Here is a 16,642-nt window from a genome sequence, read left to right as displayed (position 1 = left end):
AAAGCTCTACTATGATCATATCTTTCTCGCTGCATAATTCTTGTTCGAATAAATTGTGTCAAGTGATATTGACAAAACCACAGCTTCTTTTGAGATCATAATCAAGCTTGCACCTCTTTCTTTCCAGTCACATACTCAAATATCAGCGACTTCTTGTATTCCTCTATTGTTTCGATCTGCTGCTTCTTTTCGGAAATAATAGCGTTTGTACGCTCCAAAACAGAGTCGATGTGTTCAACGATAGCCTGCTGCTCCTCGATAGGGGGCATAGGGTAAAGCAATTCAGCGAGTTTGTTCCAACGAAGATCGCAGGAACGCACACGAATACCTGTTGCTAATGCTACAAACACATCATTGTAAGCCATACTGCGCAGATAGTACATGATATAGCGTTTGTTCTGCTCAGTATCAAGAACATTCAGTACGGGTGAAGCCTTGCCCCTTGAATCGGAAATGCCGATAGAACCTGCAAAGCCGTCCATACCGTGAACAACGAGATCACCAACATCAATACCCTGATAGCCGATTTCCTTATCAGCCATTGTGAAGCCTTCTTCTCGTCTGTTGCTGCGGAGCGTAACTTCACCATCACGGAAACAGGTGATAACCCCGTCATCATCTCTAACAGGCTTCTGCACATATCTGAGGATATATTTACCACGCTGGCAGTCCCAATGTGTGGGCATCATACCGATCCATTGCACCTCGCTATTCCTCATCTCCACATCAGGATCAATCCCCTTTGTGACCGCCTCGGTAATGACGGAGCGCTTGTATTCTTCAAGGGCTTCGATTTGGGAATGAATGTTGGAAACGAGAGAGTCACATTCGTCGCATCGCTTATCAAGGAAGCAGACGATACGCTCTTGTTCAATTGTCGGAGGAAGAAATATCATCAATTTTGAAAATTCAGAGTAATTAAGCCCTTGCCTTACGCCATTACCCATATTGTAAAACACTTTCATAATATCATAGGTATGCAATAGGTAATGAACATAGGAAACATTTACGTCTGAAATAGATTTAAGTGCGATATATGCAGATGTAATTATTCCATGCTCTTTACACAACCCTGTTCTGAGACTTCTTTTATCATTCTGCAAATCAGTAGGTCGAATAACGATGTCATTTGCTTCAATAATATTGTATGTATTAAAACTTTCAGGAAGTAACCCACCAACAGTATTGATATTCTTACGAATAACATTTCCATAGCTTAATGAGAGAAGGTTATGTTCCAATCCTAACGTGTTTTTATTCTTTCTCTCAGAAAAATAGAAATAAATGGGGTGAATATCCCATGTTTTGGGAATTTGTGCAATCCACTCAATCCCACTATCCTTCATTTCACGCATTGCCGTTCACCGTCCTATGCTTCTTGACAAATCTCATAGCTGTCACCGCCAGTGTGCAGAGCATAGCAGCTCCTGCCGCACTGCCTGCGACCATCAGAATGATCTGCCAGTTTGCGGTCATGAAGTAGTATCCCTGAATAGCACCGTAGGTGAGAAGCCACAGCCCCACAAAGAGAATAAGTCTGATGAGCCAATGGAAGAACGAGCCTTCCGTTCTGCCGCTGATAAGACCGCCGTGGTACATATCACCGACCTTGCTATATGCGATACCATAGGCGACCGCACCGATCACAGCGAGAATAATATATTCGTAAAGTGCATTGATAGGCAGACCGAGGGGATCGGTCGCTCTCTCAAACAAAAACTTAAAAATAGCGCTCATTGTAGCTCCTTTCATTAGCCAAACAGCCGTGCGATACGCTCACTCACAGACTTCTCAAGCTCCAAGAACCGCTGTTCAAGCTCCTCGCTGGGCTTTGGCTGCTGATACTTATAGAAATATCTTGTAAACGGGATCTCCGCACCCGTCTTGACAACAGGCGACTTCTTGCTCAGATCTTCCTCAAAGAACCACTGTGCATCGGGAATATGGGGAAGTACCTCACGAGCCATATAGTCCTCGATGCTCTCGTCAAACTTCACGATCTCCGTGTCCTTTGTCTCCTTATCGTAGATGATGTTGCCCTTCTTGTCACGCTGAATCTCGGCAGACTTGTCCATGACCGACAGACCGTCAGCGATCTTGTCAAGGAGCTTCTTGTCTGTTGTTGCGGTGCTGAGTATCTTAGTCAGTACGGGCATGAACTCCGCAGGGGATAAATATACCTTATCATCATCGGCGCATCTCAGCAGTTTGATGATAGCTTCGTAAACAGGTGCGTTGTTTTGGTAGTTTTCGAGCTTTTTCAATTCTTTGCCCGTCAGCTCCTCCTCAGAGTTTTCAAGCTCTGCCACCTTTGCAGGATCGTACAGCGAGGAGAGCGAACCCTTTGACAGCATTGCCTTGATACGCTCCTCGGTCACGGCATAGCTTCTCTGCAACGGCTGCATGACCGTGTACTCACGATAGATGAATTCCGTGTTTGGGTAGATCTTGCAAAGCTCGTTTTCAGCAAAGTCTGCATACAGTTTAGTGATAGCAGAACGGTCTTCGGGACTGATCTCGTTCTTCTTGTTTCCAAGAGCTTTGCGCAGCTTGTGGAAGATCGAGCCTGCATCAATGAGCTGAATTTTACCACGGCGCTCCTCACGTTTGTCCTTCGACAGCACCCAAATGTATGTAGCGATACCTGTGTTGTAGAACAGGTCAACGGGAAGTGCGATAATTGCTTCTATCAGGTCATTTTCAAGCAGCCACCGTCTGATCTGGCTCTCGCCCGAAGATGTACCGCCCGAAAACAGCGGAGAGCCGTTCTCGATGATTGCAGCTCGACCGAGGGCATTGTCCATCTTGTTCACCGCCGACTGAATAAAGAGCAACTGCATATCGCCCGAACCTGGCAAGCCTGCACCAAAGCGACCGTCAAAACCCTTCTGTTTTTCCTCCTTGACAGCCTGCTCAACACCCTCAGCAGCGTCCTTTCCGCCCCACGGCGTACCGAAAGGTGGATTTTCGATTACGAAACGCATCTGTCTGTCAGGGAAACAGTCAGCCTTCATGGTATCCTGCATACGGATATTCTCGGCATTCTGCCCCTTTATCAGCATTTCAGCCACGCACATAGCGTAGGATTCAGGATTGATCTCCTGCCCGAACAGACGCACCTTCGCAGTCGGGTTATAGCGATGAATGAAGTTATATGAAGTCGAGAGCATACCGCCCGTGCCTGCTGCCTGGTCCAGTATGGTGATCTCCTTGTGGTCATCGAAAATATCGTCACAGCCCTCTGCAAGCAGAATGTTGACCATGAGCTTGATTATATCTCTGCCCGTGTAGTGATCGCCGGCTTCGGCATTTTCAGAGAACCTACGAATCAAGTCCTCAAAGATATAGCCCATCTTAACATTGTCAATGGTCTTGGGATCAAGGTCAAGCTCCGAGAAAGCCTTTACCACCGACAGCAGACGGTTATTCTTGTCCATCTTGTCGATCTGCTTGTCAAAGTCAAGGCTTTTGATGATATCCTGCACATTGGCAGAAAAGCCCTCGATATAGTTACGGAAATTCGCTGCGAGGTGGTCGGGATCATTGACAAGTTCTGCAAGGGTGTACTCGCTCGTATTGAAGAACTGATACCCCGATACACGGCACATAGCTTTTGCAGGATATGCAGGATTCTTCTTGTACTGCTCCACGACAGCCTGCTTCGTAGCTCCCAATGCGCACTCAAAGCGGCGGATAATGACCATAGGAATAATAACGTCCTTGTACTTGTCGCTCTGGTATGTACCACGCAGCTTATTTGCGATAGACCAAATGAAGTTGACCTCGGTGGAAACATCTACGGGAGCATCGTCCCACATAACATCTACCTTATGTTCGCTCATTATTATTTACTCCAATCTTGATTTCATTTTTTCGACAATATCATATATCTCGGCATCAAGCACAAAAGGCTCTGTAAAGGCATTTAGGACAATGCCGGATACATTCTTTTCGTTATTCCTTGCCATAGGGATAACCTCTAAAAGATGCTTCTGTACCTTTGAGAAATGCTCGCCGTATTCGCCCATTTCTTCTTCACTCGAAAAGACATGGAAATAGAACTGATCGCCATTCTGCTAAATATCTGGAACCAATCTTACTTCATCGTTAGTGGTGAATTCTTCGCCCACCAATGCAGAGAGATCATCTCCGGCATCTTTCATAGCTTGCTCGAAACGAGCCATATCAGCTTCACTCATGACAGCATTACATGGTATCCAAACATAACTGTCTTTCAGAAATTCAAGTACATCTAAGAAGTGATCTTCGATTCTTTCCTTATTGAAAACTGCTACCGCTTCTTTCAGCAATGTGCCATCTTCCAAGTCCTCAGCGGTCAGTTTTCGGCTGGGTGTCATATTAGTGTAAAGAATAATACCCTCATCTTCCTGCTTCTGAATAAAGAACGCAACCTTTTCGCCGCTATGATAGCCAAAGTCTTGGCCTGGCTCATTCAGCAGCGTTCCCATGATAAAATGATCGCCAAGACCAATAATTCGTACCCAACAGCCTTCCGGATTCAAGCCCTCTCTTGTCAGGTAAACCATCACATCATCGGGGTAAAAATCGTGACGAGACTTATCTAAAAAGCCCATTTTGCGAGTTTCCTCAATTTCTTCTGAAGCCTCATAATGCTTTAGCACATCGAGCTTTTCGGCGTATTTTTTTGCTCAGCCCTCCGTCTGCATCGTCAAAGAAGAAGAACTCATCGTCAATTACAGCACCCACACGAATAAAGGCTCTTGTTTCAACGGAAATGTCAAAAATGTAAAACCGTCACCGTCTTTGAAGCCTGCGGCCAATACTTCCATAGTTAAGCCAGCATCGTGATCAATGTACCCGTAAGTTAAAACACAGTTTGCCTTCTCAACATTAGGATAGTTCTCGATACACTGCTTTATATTGTCCTTCAAAGGAAATGCTATAAAGTGCTTGTATAAAGCACGAAATCCTGTGTCTTTGTAATACATACCAACACCTCCATGTTATTTGTGTTGTTTATCACTCAAGTGTATCACGAATACATTTATTATACTTTTCCAGAACACTGGGTGGCTCTAAAATCCTCATTTTTCCCATAAACTGAAACAGCCAACCAAAGAAGGGAGGACTGATCTGAACGGTGACTTTGATTTTGAGCCTATCAGCATCAGAGTGTCGTATGATCGTCTTTTCTCCAAATTTGTCGTATACTGCACCGAGGAGTTCAGGTGGAAACTCAAGTGTCACTTCCTCTACTTCTCCGTTATACATCTTGAAAACTTGTTCTGTATAACTTTCGGTTTTTCGTTTCTTGATTTGTGCTTCTTCACATATTGGGGTATCTTCTACCTCCACAGTGTCCATTCGGTCAACTCTGTAATTTACAGCATTCTGATACTTTTGACTATACGCAACAAGGTAGTAATTATCCTCGCTGAATACTAAAGCGACCGGATCAGTAATGTATCGCTTCTTTTCTTTACGGTAAACACGATTCTTTTTTTCATCTAAATCGAAGTAGTAAAAACTCACTTGCTTTTTTTGCCGGATTGCAAGCTCGATCTGCTCTATGTTATCATAAATATCGCCGTTAGAATGTTTGTGATTGTTATAGAGAACAATATTATCTCTCACGATCTCAGAACGCCTTATGCCGGAGAAAGCAAGCAATTTCTCAACAAGCTCCGCTGTTTTTACATCGGTGATAAAATTAGTGGCTTGAACAGCATCTATCAGTATCTTCAATTCTGCCAAAGAAAGAGAAACCTCATCAATGTAATATGCGTTTTCTCTGCCAAGCTCTGTTTTGACTATATTAGCTCCACTTTCGATTAAGAGTTCCATATCCTTATAAAGTGTTCTTCGCTCACAGGATATATTATGTCCTTTCAGGTAATTGATTATTTGATTGGTGGAAACAGGCTTACCTGCTTCTGATTCCGAACGCAGAAACTCCATTATTCGGAGCAATTTTATCTTTTGATTATTTTCGCCCATAAGCCGCACTCCATCTCCTACAATATCTTATCATATATTATAGCATCTTTTGTGCGCCATGTCAATAGATTGTGTCACTTTTTATCGACACTTATTTTCACAAATTGCGACACAAAGAAAAAAGGCTCCTACCGTCATCGGTCTTTTTGGAAATGAACTTTAACCGTTCTTCTGTCCTGACTTCCGACGGTTCGTAGCAAAAAAAACAGATGCTTACTCCAGAAATTCATCAAGCTCTTCAAGCTCACGGTTTTTCTTTTCAAGCTCTTTGATCCGCTTGTTTGATGCTTGAAGCTGCTGTGCGATAGTAAGTGAATCTCCCGGTGTACGTGAGCCTGCACCTGTGTCTATTTCCCCGATCAGTGCTTTTTGCACCCACGTCCCCAGCGTCCCTTTGGGGATGCACAGCTCATCTGCTGCTGCCTTGGTGCCAATCTCCTTTGCGAGCTTTATTGCCTGCTTTTTAAACTCTTCATCATATTGTTTTCCTGTTCCCATTGATGACACACTCCTTCGTTTTTATTATACTTTGATTGTTTTGGATGTGTCAAGTTTTATTATACAGGATTACCGCCAGACTTGACCTCATAGACCGCATAGGCTTCCATACTCAGCCAGTTATGAAGGTCTTTGAGTGCAGCTTCGGCTTCATCGGGTGTCGCATAGATACCCATAGGAATCTGATTGCCTGCTGTATCCGTACCGGTCATCTCATAATCGGGTGTGATCGTACCGCTTTCCTCATCTTCCTCAGCATCTTCCCAATTCGTGATGATACCGATCCTGACGAGATTATCGTAGTTCAGAAATTCACCGAACTGCGTAACGATAGTCTTAGCCATTGTTCTCACCGTCCTTTCCATAAAGCGTTGCGAGCTGGTTGTTGAAGTCCTCCTGCGCTTCATCAAGATCTTCAAAAACGCAGTTCAGGAGATTGTAGCTGACCTTATCACCGAGCATACCCATGATAAGCGCTTCGATCTCACCGTGAAAACGGTTGAAAAGATCATTTACATCCTGAAAAGAAGGATTCTTAGGCATAGTTACACCTCCTCATTGGGCTTAGGGTTGAAGTACCCGATTTTCTCGTAAACGAGCTTATCAGGGCAGTAATAGCGATGCTGATCACCTTTACCGCAGGGAATCGCATAACCGAAGTCAACAGCTCCGGCAATAAGCCCCTTTTTCAGCGTAGCAACGCCGATACCGCTTGCCTGAGAGATCTCAGACAGCGATACATTCCTGCCTGTAAATGCAGGAGTTACCGCCACATTCTTCTTTGCAGCCATAGAACCACCTCCTTTCGTGGTCAGACAGCGATACCATAGCCAAGATCTCGCCCGATCTGTTCGTTAATGTTACGGCTCTCACAGCCTTCGTTGAAATGATAAATCAGAACCTCGTTGTAGAGGGAACTGATGAAATATCGGCGGAAATCCTTGATATTATCGACCTTTGCCATATTTTCAAGGACATTCTCTACCATGTAGATATTGGCTTTGAGCATCTTTGACTGAATAACTGCTTTGGGAAATGCCTGGCCTCTGAGTGTGATATAGAGCAGAGGGGAACATATTTCGTTAACGATAAAGCCGACTATTTCATCTGCTTCTGCATAACCGTCCTGACAGAGCCAGTCACCAAGATGTCAGTAGTCGAGATTATCTCTGACAACTTCTGTGAAATACTCTACTTCTTCTGCGTTATATCCGTCAGTCACTCTCTCAGCAGATTTTTCAACACTTGGAATGTTGAAAGTTGGCTTTGCCGCCGCAGGAATGATAGAGGATTTATCACACAGTAATTGATTTTTCTGTTTTGTATTGTTGTTATTATATTGTCCCTGTTTTTCAGACAGCGGATTTTCAGCAGACGGAGTGTCCAGATAAGGGTTTTCCACCCTCTGTTTTTCACCCGTAGAAGAAACAGCAGCCTTTGCCTTGCCGCCCTCACGGATTGTGATAGCCTTGCGCCTTGTTTCAGATTCAAGCTCGTCAGCTTCTTCCTTGCTGACAGGAACATCGAAAAAGCTGTACACATACTCAAAGCAGTTATATACGCTCTCATTGGAGCGAAGCTGTGTACGAACAAGGTAGCCCATATCACATAGTATAGTTGTCAGTTTTCTTGACACGGTTCAGCACAGCATTCTCGACCATGAATGTTTCAAGTTCATAATCATACCGCGGAATAGAAGTATCCCTTGCAGAATACTCATAGAAACTGTAAAGCGGCTGTATCCTGCCGGTAGGTGATTCATTCGGCATAAGCATTTTGATTTCCAAATAGCCCCATTCTTTCAATTCTGAAAGAGCTGTGTTGATAGCAATTTCTCCGTCAGGACATATTGCAATAAGTCCAGCCTTAGAGAAATTCCATTCATGGGGGAAATCCATTACTCTTGTAAGCAGACCGATTGCACTCCAACTGAGATTGGTAGACCGCACAAATCAGTTGCTCAGAACGGCATAACCGCTGAATTTATGTATCTCGCAGACGGTATCGTCCACGGTTTTCTTTTTCCTGTTACGCTTGTCCATTTCCATTCCTCCCTCAGCTTATCTGCCGTACACAAACTCCATATTTGCCATAAGCAGCTTATTCACCGCATAAACACAGCCATACGGCTTATCCACTTTAAGGAGAAACTTTCTGCCGTTCAGCTCTGATACAGCATTTTTGATCTCATCACGGGTGAACTTCGACAGTTCATCATGGTCACACAGTTCATCGGCCATAGAATAGTCCTTTTCGACCTTGTTGAGCATTACGGTAATAACCGGAACACAGGCACTTGCAATGAACCTGTAATTGATTCTCGGCAAGCGGATTTTCGTAGGGTTCGGCATAGAAAGACCTCCTTGACATAGTTCATCTGAAATAAAAAATCACTCCTCATTGCAGAGAAGCGATGTACGGTATTCAATTTTGAACATAAAAATAGTGGACAGCGCTTCTGTTATGAAACACCGTCCGCTATTTTCCATTATTCAGTTTGCTTTGTCAACAGGCTTTCTACCGTTTTAAGGTTGTTTTCGGCTTCTACCAAGTTTCTACCAAAAATCTTCAAAATGCTTGAATTTTCAGAACAGCGCTGTTTCGCTGTTTTTGAGCTTTCTACCATTAAAAAGCCCCGTGGAATCGGATTTTTTGTGTGACTCAGTGTGACTCGGTGGTACTCAGTGTGAAATTGGTTTGATAATATCATACTTTCTAAAAAAGTTTACATTTATCAACACGGAAATTGAAATAGCAAAAAAAATATATAATATTGAAAATTGCAATATAAAATGTGCTGAAAAATTCCGTAAGGGCAAACAGCGTTTGCCCGTCGAAGCAACAAACAAAAAGCACAACGCCCACAAAGAGCATTGTGCTTTTATCATATCTAAATCAATCAGCTATTCTTCTTGCTGTCATTCTCTCTTATCTCAACACGGCGTATCTTACCGCTGATAGTCTTAGGCAGCTCGTCCACGAACTCAACTATTCTAGGATACTTGTAAGGCGCAGTTGATTGCTTAACATAGTTCTGAAGCTCCTTGGCAAGCTCAGGAGAAGCAGTGTAGCCCTTTGCAAGCACGATAGTAGCCTTTACTACCTTGCCTCTGATAGCGTCATCAGCCGCCGTGATAGCGCACTCCAGTACAGAAGGGTGTTCCATAAGGATACTCTCTATCTCGAAAGGTCCTATACGATAACCCGAAGCCTTGATAAGGTCGTCCGTTCTTCCAACATACCAGTAGTAGCCGTCATCGTCCATGTAAGCCGTGTCACCTGTGTGATACATACCAAATCTCCAAGCGTTGTCCGTTGCCTCAGGGTTTCTGTAATACTCCTTGAACAGTGCAGGGTTTTCGCCCCTCTTAGCGTAAACAACGATCTCGCCTGTTTCGCCTACCTTAACAGGCTTGCCCTCGTTGTCAACTATACCGATATTGTAAAGGGGTGTAGGCTTGCCCATGGAGCCAGGCTTTGGCTCCATGCCGTAAAGATTGCCCACAAGCACAGCTCCCTCTGTCTGACCGAAGCCCTCCATAAGCTTAAGACCTGTGTACTCATACCATTTGTTGAATACTTCAGGGTTAAGAGCCTCACCGGCGATACAGCTATATTTCAGTGAAGAAAGGTCATAGTTTTCAAGACCCTCCTTGATGAAAAATCTGTACATTGTCGGAGGTGCGCAGAAAGAAGTCAGCTTGTAATCCTGAATTACTTTCAGCACGTTTGCAGGAATAAATCTGTCGAAGTCATATACAAAAGTTGTTGCACCGCAGATGAACTGACCAAACATCTTGCCCCATGCACACTTTGCCCAGCCTGTCTCAGAAACAGTAAGGTGCAGTGAGTTCTCGTCAAGGTGGTGCCAGTGCTTAGCAGTGATAATGTGTGCCGCAGCCAGTGAATACTTGTGCAGTACCATTTTAGGATAACCGGTAGTACCGGAGCTGAAATACATGAGCATTGACTCAGTAACGTGTGTTTCGATTCTCTCAAAAGTCTTTGGGTACTTGTCCATTTCGCTGAGAAAATCTATCCAACCCTCTTTAGCACCATGAGTGATAAACTTCTCTTTCATGCCACTGTACTGTGCAAGAGCAGAATCCACCTGATTAGGAACATCGTCCTCCGCAGTTGCCACGATATAAGAGATAGAAGCAGCGTCAAAGCGGTAAACATAGTCTTTTTTCTTAAGCTGACAAGTTGCAGGCACAAGGATAGCGCCTATCTTCATAAGACCGTAAGCAAGGAACCAGAACTCATAATGACGCTTAAGAACAGCCATAACAAAATCGCCCTTCTTAACTCCGTGCGCCTGCATCATGTTCGCTACCTGACTGCTCTTTTCAGAAAGATCCTTGTAAGTGAAGATATGCTCCTCACCATCCTCGTTGACCCACTGCATAGCCACCTTATCAGGCACGTTCTTAGCCAGCTCATCTATAACGTCATATGAGAAGTTGAAGTTCTCAGGCAGGTCAAGCTTAAAGCTTTTAAGTCTGCCCTCGCTGTCAAGCTCCTCGTCAACAAATCTCTTATAAAAATCAGCCATTACAAAACTCATATATGAAATCCTCCGTTTTAATTATATCCTGTTTATCTCATGACAAATGCTCACTATGTCCTGCGGAACTTCCGCAATATACTTCGCACCTGCATTTTCAAGTTCTTCTCTGCCCCTGAAGCCCCATTCACAGCCAATGCAGTCAAGACCCGCATTTTTTGCCGTCATAACGTCCACATCAGAATCGCCGATAAGCACAGCTTCCTCAGCCTTGACCCCAAGCATGCCAAGAATATTGTATATTATCTCAGGCGCAGGCTTTGTCGGAACACCGTCCTTTTTGCCCTCGATCAGGTCAAAATCTTTCTCACCGAAAATATTCTTTACAATGTAGTTCACAAAGCCGTCAGGCTTGTTTGAAGCCACCGCCGTCATAATGCCCTCATTGCGAAGCGTGTCAAGCACCTCGCAGATATGCTCATAAGGCTTGGTCTTGTTCACACATCTCTTGTTGTATTCCTCAGAGAACTCAGCATGATACTTTTTGATGTTCTCCTCGCTTCTCAGCTTCTCAGGCAAAGCCCGCTCAACAAGCTTCAAAGTACCATTTCCCACTAAATGCTTGTAGGTATCATAATCAAACACAGGAAACCCATATCTCTCAAGTACCGCATTCATGGCGTCCGCAAGATCATAAATAGAATTTACAAGCGTTCCGTCCAAATCAAAAATAAATAGCTTTTTCATAAAACCAGCTATAAAAAAAGCCTTTCCTCCCTCCGACTTTCCATAAACTTGTCGGTCACCATGCACTAATTTTTACACTTATCGCAAGTTTATACATATATCATAACTTTGTACACTTATCATAAGTTTGTACATCAATCGCAAATTTATACACTTGTCTAAAAATCACGAGATTTATTATACACTGATATTGTGGCTTGTTTATGAACATACACACCTGTAATTGTTAAATTAAAATTCACAAAGATATCTATGTGATACATATTTATGTGAATAAGAAAATTGTTTTAAGCAAATATAGTCTGTTCAGCGAATATTTTAAGCCCTATACATATTAAAATAACTCCCCCAACTATCCTTGCCTTGCTTTTGAGTTTTCCGCTGAATTTGTTACCAAGCATAAACCCACAGAACGATAAGGCCGCCGTAACAACACATATAAACGCCGCCGACCTAACTATGCCCACGCCAAGTGCCGCAAAGCTTATGCCCACAGCCAGAGCGTCAACCGAAGTCGCAAATCCCTGCACCAACACCGCCCCGAAAGTGAGCCTGCCCCCTGTCTGGATCTCATCTTCCCCCGAACCGCATATCATGTTCAACCCTATGAATCCAAGCAGTATCAAAGCTATCCAGTGGTCGAACCTCTCTATGTACTCCGCAAAATTCATGCCCAGCGCATAGCCAATCGCAGGCATTATCCCCTGAAAAAGCCCGAATATGATACCGCACATCAATGCTCCCCTGACTCTCCCCTTTCTGACACAAAGCCCATTAGTCACCGATACCGCAAAAGCGTCCATAGAAAGTCCACACGCAGTAAGAAAAAGCTCAAAAATACTCATATAATCCCCCTGTATAATTTATAAAAACAGCTTTACATTCAATCTTGACTTCCCTTATATTTTTATCTGCACCCACACTTTTTACGCCTGCTACCACACCTTTTCTGTATGTGCGAACAGCGTTCGCCCATCGAAGCAACAAACCCATGCTTTCATCAAATAAAATAGCCTCCACTCAACAAAAAAAACGCCATCTCCGTAAAATACAAAATAACATCTTTGCATTTTCCGAAAACAGCGTCATACCGTTATATTTTGTTAATCCTCACACTTTGAAGCAAGAAGCGAGCTGTATTGATTTCTGAACTGCTCAAATCTGCCTTCGTCAAGAGCCTCTCTTATCTTCTCCGTGAGCGTGTTGTAGAAATACAGATTGTGCATAACTGCCAGCCTGCCGCCCAACTGCTCCTCAGACTTGAACAGATGACGAATGTACGCCCTGCTGTGATTACGGCAAGCAGGACAATCGCAATGCTCGTCAATAGGTCTAGGGTCAGTTTCATACCTTTTATTAGTGATGTGCATAATGCCATTCCATGTGAACAGCGTTCCGTGACGTGCATTTCTGCTTGGCATTACGCAATCAAAGAAGTCCACGCCTCTGTAAACAGCCTCGATTATGTTTGTCGGCGTGCCAACGCCCATAAGATATCTCGGCTTATCCTTTGGCATAAAAGGCTCGACCTTTTCGATAATGTTATACATTACCTCAGTCGGCTCACCTACAGCCAGACCGCCAATAGCAAAGCCCGAACAGTATTCCATTTCTCTTATGCGCTTCATATGCTCGATACGCAGATCCTCATAAGTACAGCCCTGATTGATACCGAACAGCATCTGATGCTTATTTATAGTCTCCTCAAGTCCGTTGAGCCGTTTCTGCTCAGCGACACATCTCTCAAGCCACCTTACCGTTCTATCACAGCTTGCCTTTGAATAGCTATGCTCAGCAGGGTTTTCCACACACTCGTCAAACGCCATTGCAATAGTAGACGCAAGGTGCGATTGTATCTGCATACTCTCCTCAGGACCCATAAAAATCCTGCGACCGTCAACGTGAGAGTTGAAGTACACGCCCCCCTCTTTGATTTTACGCAGCTTGGCCAAAGAAAATACCTGAAATCCACCGCTGTCTGTAAGAATAGGCTTGTCCCAATTCATGAACTTGTGAAGACCGCCCATTTTGTATATAATGTCGTCACCCGGTCTGACGTGCAAATGATAGGTATTGCAAAGCTCCACCTGAGTTTTAAGCTCGTTTTTTAAATCAATGGAAGAAACTCCGCCCTTTATTGCCGCCGAAGTTCCCACGTTCATAAAAACAGGCGTCTGTATAGTTCCATGAACAGTTTCAAACTGCCCCCTGCGTGCAGCACCCTCTTGTTTAAGTAATGTAAACATAAATTCTCCTTTATCATTCTATTATATCAGACGGCAGCCAGCCGACTGTGGCATTTTCCGTAATTACCAAAGACATTGTTTCATCTTCATCAAAGACCGATACCCGCTCACCTTTTCTGACAGCAGGAAACGATGACAAAAACTGATATACATGAGGCTTTTCATCAAAAAAATATATTTCACGGTCAGGAATAAGACCCTCGCCCTCTGAATACTCATCTCTGACCTTTGTCATATATCCATTTTTCTCAATTATCGTTATATCCTGCTTTTCCCAATCAATATAAACAGGTTTCATGTCACATGAAAAATCCTTTAAGACAGTTTTCTTTGGCACATCTGTATCCCAAATTATTCTATGAGAATAATTCTCGCCGCACTTATCAATGATAAACAAATTCATCTGACAAGCCTTCTTGATAGTCATTCCGCCGTCAATACATATCATTTTCTTTTTGCTGTCGATTATCGGAAGATTAGTCACATTTGAACGCTTATAATTGTATGTGGGATAATGCCCGAATACAAGCTGCTTTCCTGTTGGATTTTCTTTCCGTAAAAACCATGGAACAGTTATAGCATAAATATCATCTGTATTTCTCCAATCAGGACGGTTTTCAAGCCCTGCATGAACAAAAACATATTCCTCTGTTTCAAGGCACGTTGGAAGCTCTCTGATAAAAGATAACAGCTCACCATACTTCTCAACAACCTTTTCTCTTATCTCAAGCCAGTTGCCCTCCCAGCAGTCAACATATCCCAGCGTATTAGCCATTTGCCTGAACGTGTTATGCTCATTTCGGTAAAACTGCTGCTGAAACCGCTTGAACTCATAGTGATAAGCCATTCTCGAGCACATTATGTCATTATTGCCCATTAATAATATTGCCTTGTCGCTTTTATCGCAAAGAGCCTTGACATATTCAAGGGTCTTTATATTGTCACTGCCATGTTCAAGTATGTCGCCGACTATCACAAGATAGTCATTTTGCGGGTCATATTTTGCCTTTTTCAGCAGTCTATCAAAAAGCTTCCAATGGGTATGGATATCGCTGACAGCAAGAATCCTGCATTTTTCAGGCAGCGAAAGATCAATGATCTTATCCATTAATTCTCACCATTTCTAAGATCGTACATAGCCATACTTTCTCTTGTTCTGTGCTCATGTTTTTCATAATATCCAATAAGCTCTCCCGCATCATTTCTGAGAGCTATCATGTAAACGTCCTTATTTTCCTTTTCATTATGAAAAGTGTAGACTTTGTTGTTGCCCTTATCCTTTTTGAACCATGCAATGACCTGCTCTATCTTGTCATTAGAATCCCCATTGTGACAGCCCTTTATGGATCTGCCCACAAGAGCCGCTCCTCCACGCTTTTCATATCTTTTGACCGCTGTCGGGTTCATATATACTATCGTATGCTCAAGGTCGCAAATAACCACAGGTGCATCGTCTGCGTCAATAACGCTCTTAAAAAAGTTATTTTCCATTTCCGTTCTCCTTTATGATATCATTCCTGCCCCTTATTCCTTTAAGCACCATATCCAGAGGCACACCAAATATTTTTATGCAAAGCACCAATACAATAGGTATCGCTGTAAGTGCCAGATAAAGCTCCCAACGTTCAGGAAAAGCCTTTGCAAGATATGCCTGATAACCATAGTATGTGAGCATATAAACTATAGTCCTGTGCCAGAAGTACACCTGCAAAGTCCTGGATCCGCACTTTGTTATCAGTGGAATCTTCACATCAAGCCCAATACCAAGCACCGCCAAACAAAGCAGTGCCGAGATACCCATAACAAGAAGCCTGCTCAAAAAAGTGCAATCCATGTCCGTTGCTTCAGATATGGAAAAATAAGAGTTTCTTCCCGTAAGAAGCATTCTCAGCGGATAAACAAGCTTTGTTTTTCCAAAGCAGAAATAAGCCCAAATGCCTATCACCCCCAAGGACAGCACCCTTACATACCACTTCTTCACAAAATCAGCCACCTTTTCAGGGTCAAGCACATATCCGCAGTAGTAAAACGGGAAAAACACCACTATCCTGGATAGCTCATATTCATCGCCCACGCTAGGGTCATACCCTGCCGCAAGTGCCGTCACCATAGCCGCCGTAAGCACCGCCCAAGGTCTGCTGTTTCTTAACAGATAGCAAAGCACCATAAATGCCGCCATTGCGAACATATACCAATATACACCGTCGCCGCCTAAAAGGTCAAAGAAAATCTCGCCATCACTGTTTTCCTTGTCAAAGTCCGTCTGAAATCTCACCTGCGACCAATAATTCAGGCATTTCATTAACATTCCGATAACAACAAATCCAAGCGTCTTTCCAAGCACTTTCCTGCCGTCATCATGCCCCCTGTTGAAAAGTCCTGATATGAATATAAACAACGGCATATGAAAAGCATACAAAAACACAAATGCGCCGCTAAAAACCTTTGCCTGCGGTACACCTGTTTCACCGCCGCCGTCACCAAAAAGCTTGACAGTGCTGTCGTCTATCAAATGCCCCAAGACCACAAGCACTATAAGCAGAAATTTCAGATTGTCATATAAATACAGTCGTTTCTTCTCCCCTGACCTAACGTCATTCATATAGAAAAAACCTCCGTAAAACAAAGTTTGAAATGAGATATCACCGCCGCAGGCGATACCTTA

The 16,642-nt window shown here is 43.5% G+C and carries 21 protein-coding genes and 1 pseudogene; all 22 read right to left on the bottom strand.

All coding sequences use genetic code 11. The features are described from left to right. Positions 1 to 101: 101 nt before the first annotated feature. The 22 genes and pseudogenes from DWW81_RS11875 to DWW81_RS11780 all read right to left on the bottom strand — a co-directional run bounded on the left by DWW81_RS11875 (position 102) and on the right by DWW81_RS11780 (position 16,579). A complete protein-coding gene (locus DWW81_RS11875) occupies positions 102 to 1,103 on the bottom strand; it encodes a restriction endonuclease subunit S (protein ID WP_207660176.1) in 1,002 nt (333 codons plus the stop codon). A gap of 244 nt (positions 1,104 to 1,347) precedes the next feature. After that, positions 1,348 to 1,737, bottom strand: coding sequence for a hypothetical protein (locus tag DWW81_RS11870; protein ID WP_117898024.1), 390 nt, complete (start codon positions 1,735 to 1,737; stop codon positions 1,348 to 1,350). Between the two features lie 14 nt (positions 1,738 to 1,751). After that, positions 1,752 to 3,842 carry a class I SAM-dependent DNA methyltransferase gene (locus DWW81_RS11865; RefSeq protein WP_117898023.1) on the bottom strand — a complete coding sequence of 697 codons (2,091 nt, stop codon included), beginning with the start codon at positions 3,840 to 3,842 and terminating at the stop codon, positions 1,752 to 1,754. 6 nt (positions 3,843 to 3,848) lie between these two features. After that, positions 3,849 to 4,061 (bottom strand): annotated as a pseudogene (locus tag DWW81_RS13450) (hypothetical protein); the annotation flags it as partial. A gap of 15 nt (positions 4,062 to 4,076) precedes the next feature. Then, the gene (locus DWW81_RS13445; RefSeq protein WP_207660175.1) at positions 4,077 to 4,643 is read right to left on the bottom strand and encodes a hypothetical protein; all 567 of its coding nucleotides are present in this window, start codon (positions 4,641 to 4,643) and stop codon (positions 4,077 to 4,079) included. A 72-nt stretch (positions 4,644 to 4,715) separates the two neighbouring features. Continuing rightward, on the bottom strand, positions 4,716 to 4,970 hold the full coding sequence (locus DWW81_RS13440; RefSeq protein ID WP_207659994.1) for a hypothetical protein: 255 nt from the start codon (positions 4,968 to 4,970) through the stop codon (positions 4,716 to 4,718). A 31-nt stretch (positions 4,971 to 5,001) separates the two neighbouring features. Beyond that, complete coding sequence (locus DWW81_RS11855) at positions 5,002 to 5,979, bottom strand: WYL domain-containing transcriptional regulator (protein WP_117898022.1); 978 nt, start codon at positions 5,977 to 5,979, stop codon at positions 5,002 to 5,004. Positions 5,980 to 6,192: 213 nt separating this feature from the next. Then, positions 6,193 to 6,477 carry a transposase gene (locus DWW81_RS11850; RefSeq protein WP_117928199.1) on the bottom strand — a complete coding sequence of 95 codons (285 nt, stop codon included), beginning with the start codon at positions 6,475 to 6,477 and terminating at the stop codon, positions 6,193 to 6,195. Positions 6,478 to 6,536: 59 nt separating this feature from the next. Next, positions 6,537 to 6,821, bottom strand: coding sequence for a hypothetical protein (locus tag DWW81_RS11845; protein ID WP_117898020.1), 285 nt, complete (start codon positions 6,819 to 6,821; stop codon positions 6,537 to 6,539). Next, positions 6,814 to 7,020, bottom strand: coding sequence for a hypothetical protein (locus DWW81_RS11840; protein ID WP_117898019.1), 207 nt, complete (start codon positions 7,018 to 7,020; stop codon positions 6,814 to 6,816). Before DWW81_RS11840 ends, DWW81_RS11845 begins: the two co-directional genes overlap by 8 nt. Before the next feature lie 2 nt (positions 7,021 to 7,022). After that, the gene (locus tag DWW81_RS11835) at positions 7,023 to 7,268 is read right to left on the bottom strand and encodes a hypothetical protein (RefSeq protein WP_117898018.1); all 246 of its coding nucleotides are present in this window, start codon (positions 7,266 to 7,268) and stop codon (positions 7,023 to 7,025) included. A gap of 20 nt (positions 7,269 to 7,288) precedes the next feature. Then, complete coding sequence (locus DWW81_RS11830) at positions 7,289 to 7,579, bottom strand: hypothetical protein (protein WP_260647570.1); 291 nt, start codon at positions 7,577 to 7,579, stop codon at positions 7,289 to 7,291. Between the two features lie 48 nt (positions 7,580 to 7,627). After that, a complete protein-coding gene (locus DWW81_RS11825) occupies positions 7,628 to 8,113 on the bottom strand; it encodes a hypothetical protein (protein ID WP_147338998.1) in 486 nt (161 codons plus the stop codon). Next, on the bottom strand, positions 8,082 to 8,426 hold the full coding sequence (locus tag DWW81_RS11820; protein ID WP_147338997.1) for a hypothetical protein: 345 nt from the start codon (positions 8,424 to 8,426) through the stop codon (positions 8,082 to 8,084). Before DWW81_RS11820 ends, DWW81_RS11825 begins: the two co-directional genes overlap by 32 nt. 111 nt (positions 8,427 to 8,537) lie before the next feature. After that, positions 8,538 to 8,828: a hypothetical protein gene (locus tag DWW81_RS11815; RefSeq protein ID WP_117898014.1), complete on the bottom strand. Its 291-nt coding sequence runs from the start codon at positions 8,826 to 8,828 to the stop codon at positions 8,538 to 8,540. 548 nt (positions 8,829 to 9,376) lie between these two features. After that, on the bottom strand, positions 9,377 to 11,044 hold the full coding sequence (locus tag DWW81_RS11810; RefSeq protein WP_117898013.1) for an AMP-binding protein: 1,668 nt from the start codon (positions 11,042 to 11,044) through the stop codon (positions 9,377 to 9,379). 21 nt (positions 11,045 to 11,065) lie between these two features. Continuing rightward, complete coding sequence (locus DWW81_RS11805; RefSeq protein ID WP_117898012.1) at positions 11,066 to 11,731, bottom strand: HAD family hydrolase; 666 nt, start codon at positions 11,729 to 11,731, stop codon at positions 11,066 to 11,068. Positions 11,732 to 12,018: 287 nt separating this feature from the next. Further along, positions 12,019 to 12,576: a manganese efflux pump MntP family protein gene (locus DWW81_RS11800; protein WP_117898011.1), complete on the bottom strand. Its 558-nt coding sequence runs from the start codon at positions 12,574 to 12,576 to the stop codon at positions 12,019 to 12,021. Between the two features lie 258 nt (positions 12,577 to 12,834). After that, entirely contained in the window at positions 12,835 to 13,977 is a 1,143-nt protein-coding gene (gene tgt / locus DWW81_RS11795; protein ID WP_117898010.1) for a tRNA guanosine(34) transglycosylase Tgt, read from the bottom strand. 13 nt (positions 13,978 to 13,990) lie between these two features. After that, entirely contained in the window at positions 13,991 to 15,085 is a 1,095-nt protein-coding gene (locus DWW81_RS11790; protein ID WP_117898009.1) for a metallophosphoesterase, read from the bottom strand. After that, entirely contained in the window at positions 15,085 to 15,468 is a 384-nt protein-coding gene (locus tag DWW81_RS11785; protein WP_117898008.1) for a PAS domain-containing protein, read from the bottom strand. The genes DWW81_RS11790 and DWW81_RS11785 overlap by 1 nt, the downstream gene beginning before the upstream one ends. Continuing rightward, a complete protein-coding gene (locus tag DWW81_RS11780) occupies positions 15,458 to 16,579 on the bottom strand; it encodes an acyltransferase family protein (RefSeq protein WP_117898007.1) in 1,122 nt (373 codons plus the stop codon). The genes DWW81_RS11785 and DWW81_RS11780 overlap by 11 nt, the downstream gene beginning before the upstream one ends. Between the last annotated feature and the right edge of the window lie 63 nt (positions 16,580 to 16,642).

The sequence above is a fragment of the Ruminococcus sp. AF17-1AC genome (genome assembly GCF_003461385.1).
In the GTDB taxonomy this organism is placed as follows: Bacteria; Bacillota; Clostridia; order Oscillospirales; family Ruminococcaceae; genus Hominimerdicola; species Hominimerdicola aceti.
The sequence above is the reverse complement of the archived record's forward strand: the minus strand, read 5'-3'. Positions and strand labels throughout refer to the sequence as shown.

Coding starts and splice junctions, on each gene's coding strand:
- DWW81_RS11805 (WP_117898012.1), bottom strand. CDS start 11,731: ATGAAAAAGCTATTTATTTTTGATTTGGACGGAACGCTTGTAAATTCT.
- DWW81_RS11790 (WP_117898009.1), bottom strand. CDS start 15,085: ATGGATAAGATCATTGATCTTTCGCTGCCTGAAAAATGCAGGATTCTT.
- DWW81_RS11840 (WP_117898019.1), bottom strand. CDS start 7,020: ATGCCTAAGAATCCTTCTTTTCAGGATGTAAATGATCTTTTCAACCGT.
- DWW81_RS11810 (WP_117898013.1), bottom strand. CDS start 11,044: ATGAGTTTTGTAATGGCTGATTTTTATAAGAGATTTGTTGACGAGGAG.
- DWW81_RS11855 (WP_117898022.1), bottom strand. CDS start 5,979: ATGGGCGAAAATAATCAAAAGATAAAATTGCTCCGAATAATGGAGTTT.
- DWW81_RS11835 (WP_117898018.1), bottom strand. CDS start 7,268: ATGGCTGCAAAGAAGAATGTGGCGGTAACTCCTGCATTTACAGGCAGG.
- DWW81_RS11815 (WP_117898014.1), bottom strand. CDS start 8,828: ATGCCGAACCCTACGAAAATCCGCTTGCCGAGAATCAATTACAGGTTC.
- DWW81_RS11845 (WP_117898020.1), bottom strand. CDS start 6,821: ATGGCTAAGACTATCGTTACGCAGTTCGGTGAATTTCTGAACTACGAT.
- DWW81_RS11865 (WP_117898023.1), bottom strand. CDS start 3,842: ATGAGCGAACATAAGGTAGATGTTATGTGGGACGATGCTCCCGTAGAT.
- DWW81_RS11780 (WP_117898007.1), bottom strand. CDS start 16,579: ATGAATGACGTTAGGTCAGGGGAGAAGAAACGACTGTATTTATATGAC.
- DWW81_RS11800 (WP_117898011.1), bottom strand. CDS start 12,576: ATGAGTATTTTTGAGCTTTTTCTTACTGCGTGTGGACTTTCTATGGAC.
- DWW81_RS11785 (WP_117898008.1), bottom strand. CDS start 15,468: ATGGAAAATAACTTTTTTAAGAGCGTTATTGACGCAGACGATGCACCT.
- DWW81_RS13440 (WP_207659994.1), bottom strand. CDS start 4,970: ATGTATTACAAAGACACAGGATTTCGTGCTTTATACAAGCACTTTATA.
- tgt (WP_117898010.1), bottom strand. CDS start 13,977: ATGTTTACATTACTTAAACAAGAGGGTGCTGCACGCAGGGGGCAGTTT.
- DWW81_RS11870 (WP_117898024.1), bottom strand. CDS start 1,737: ATGAGCGCTATTTTTAAGTTTTTGTTTGAGAGAGCGACCGATCCCCTC.
- DWW81_RS11850 (WP_117928199.1), bottom strand. CDS start 6,477: ATGGGAACAGGAAAACAATATGATGAAGAGTTTAAAAAGCAGGCAATA.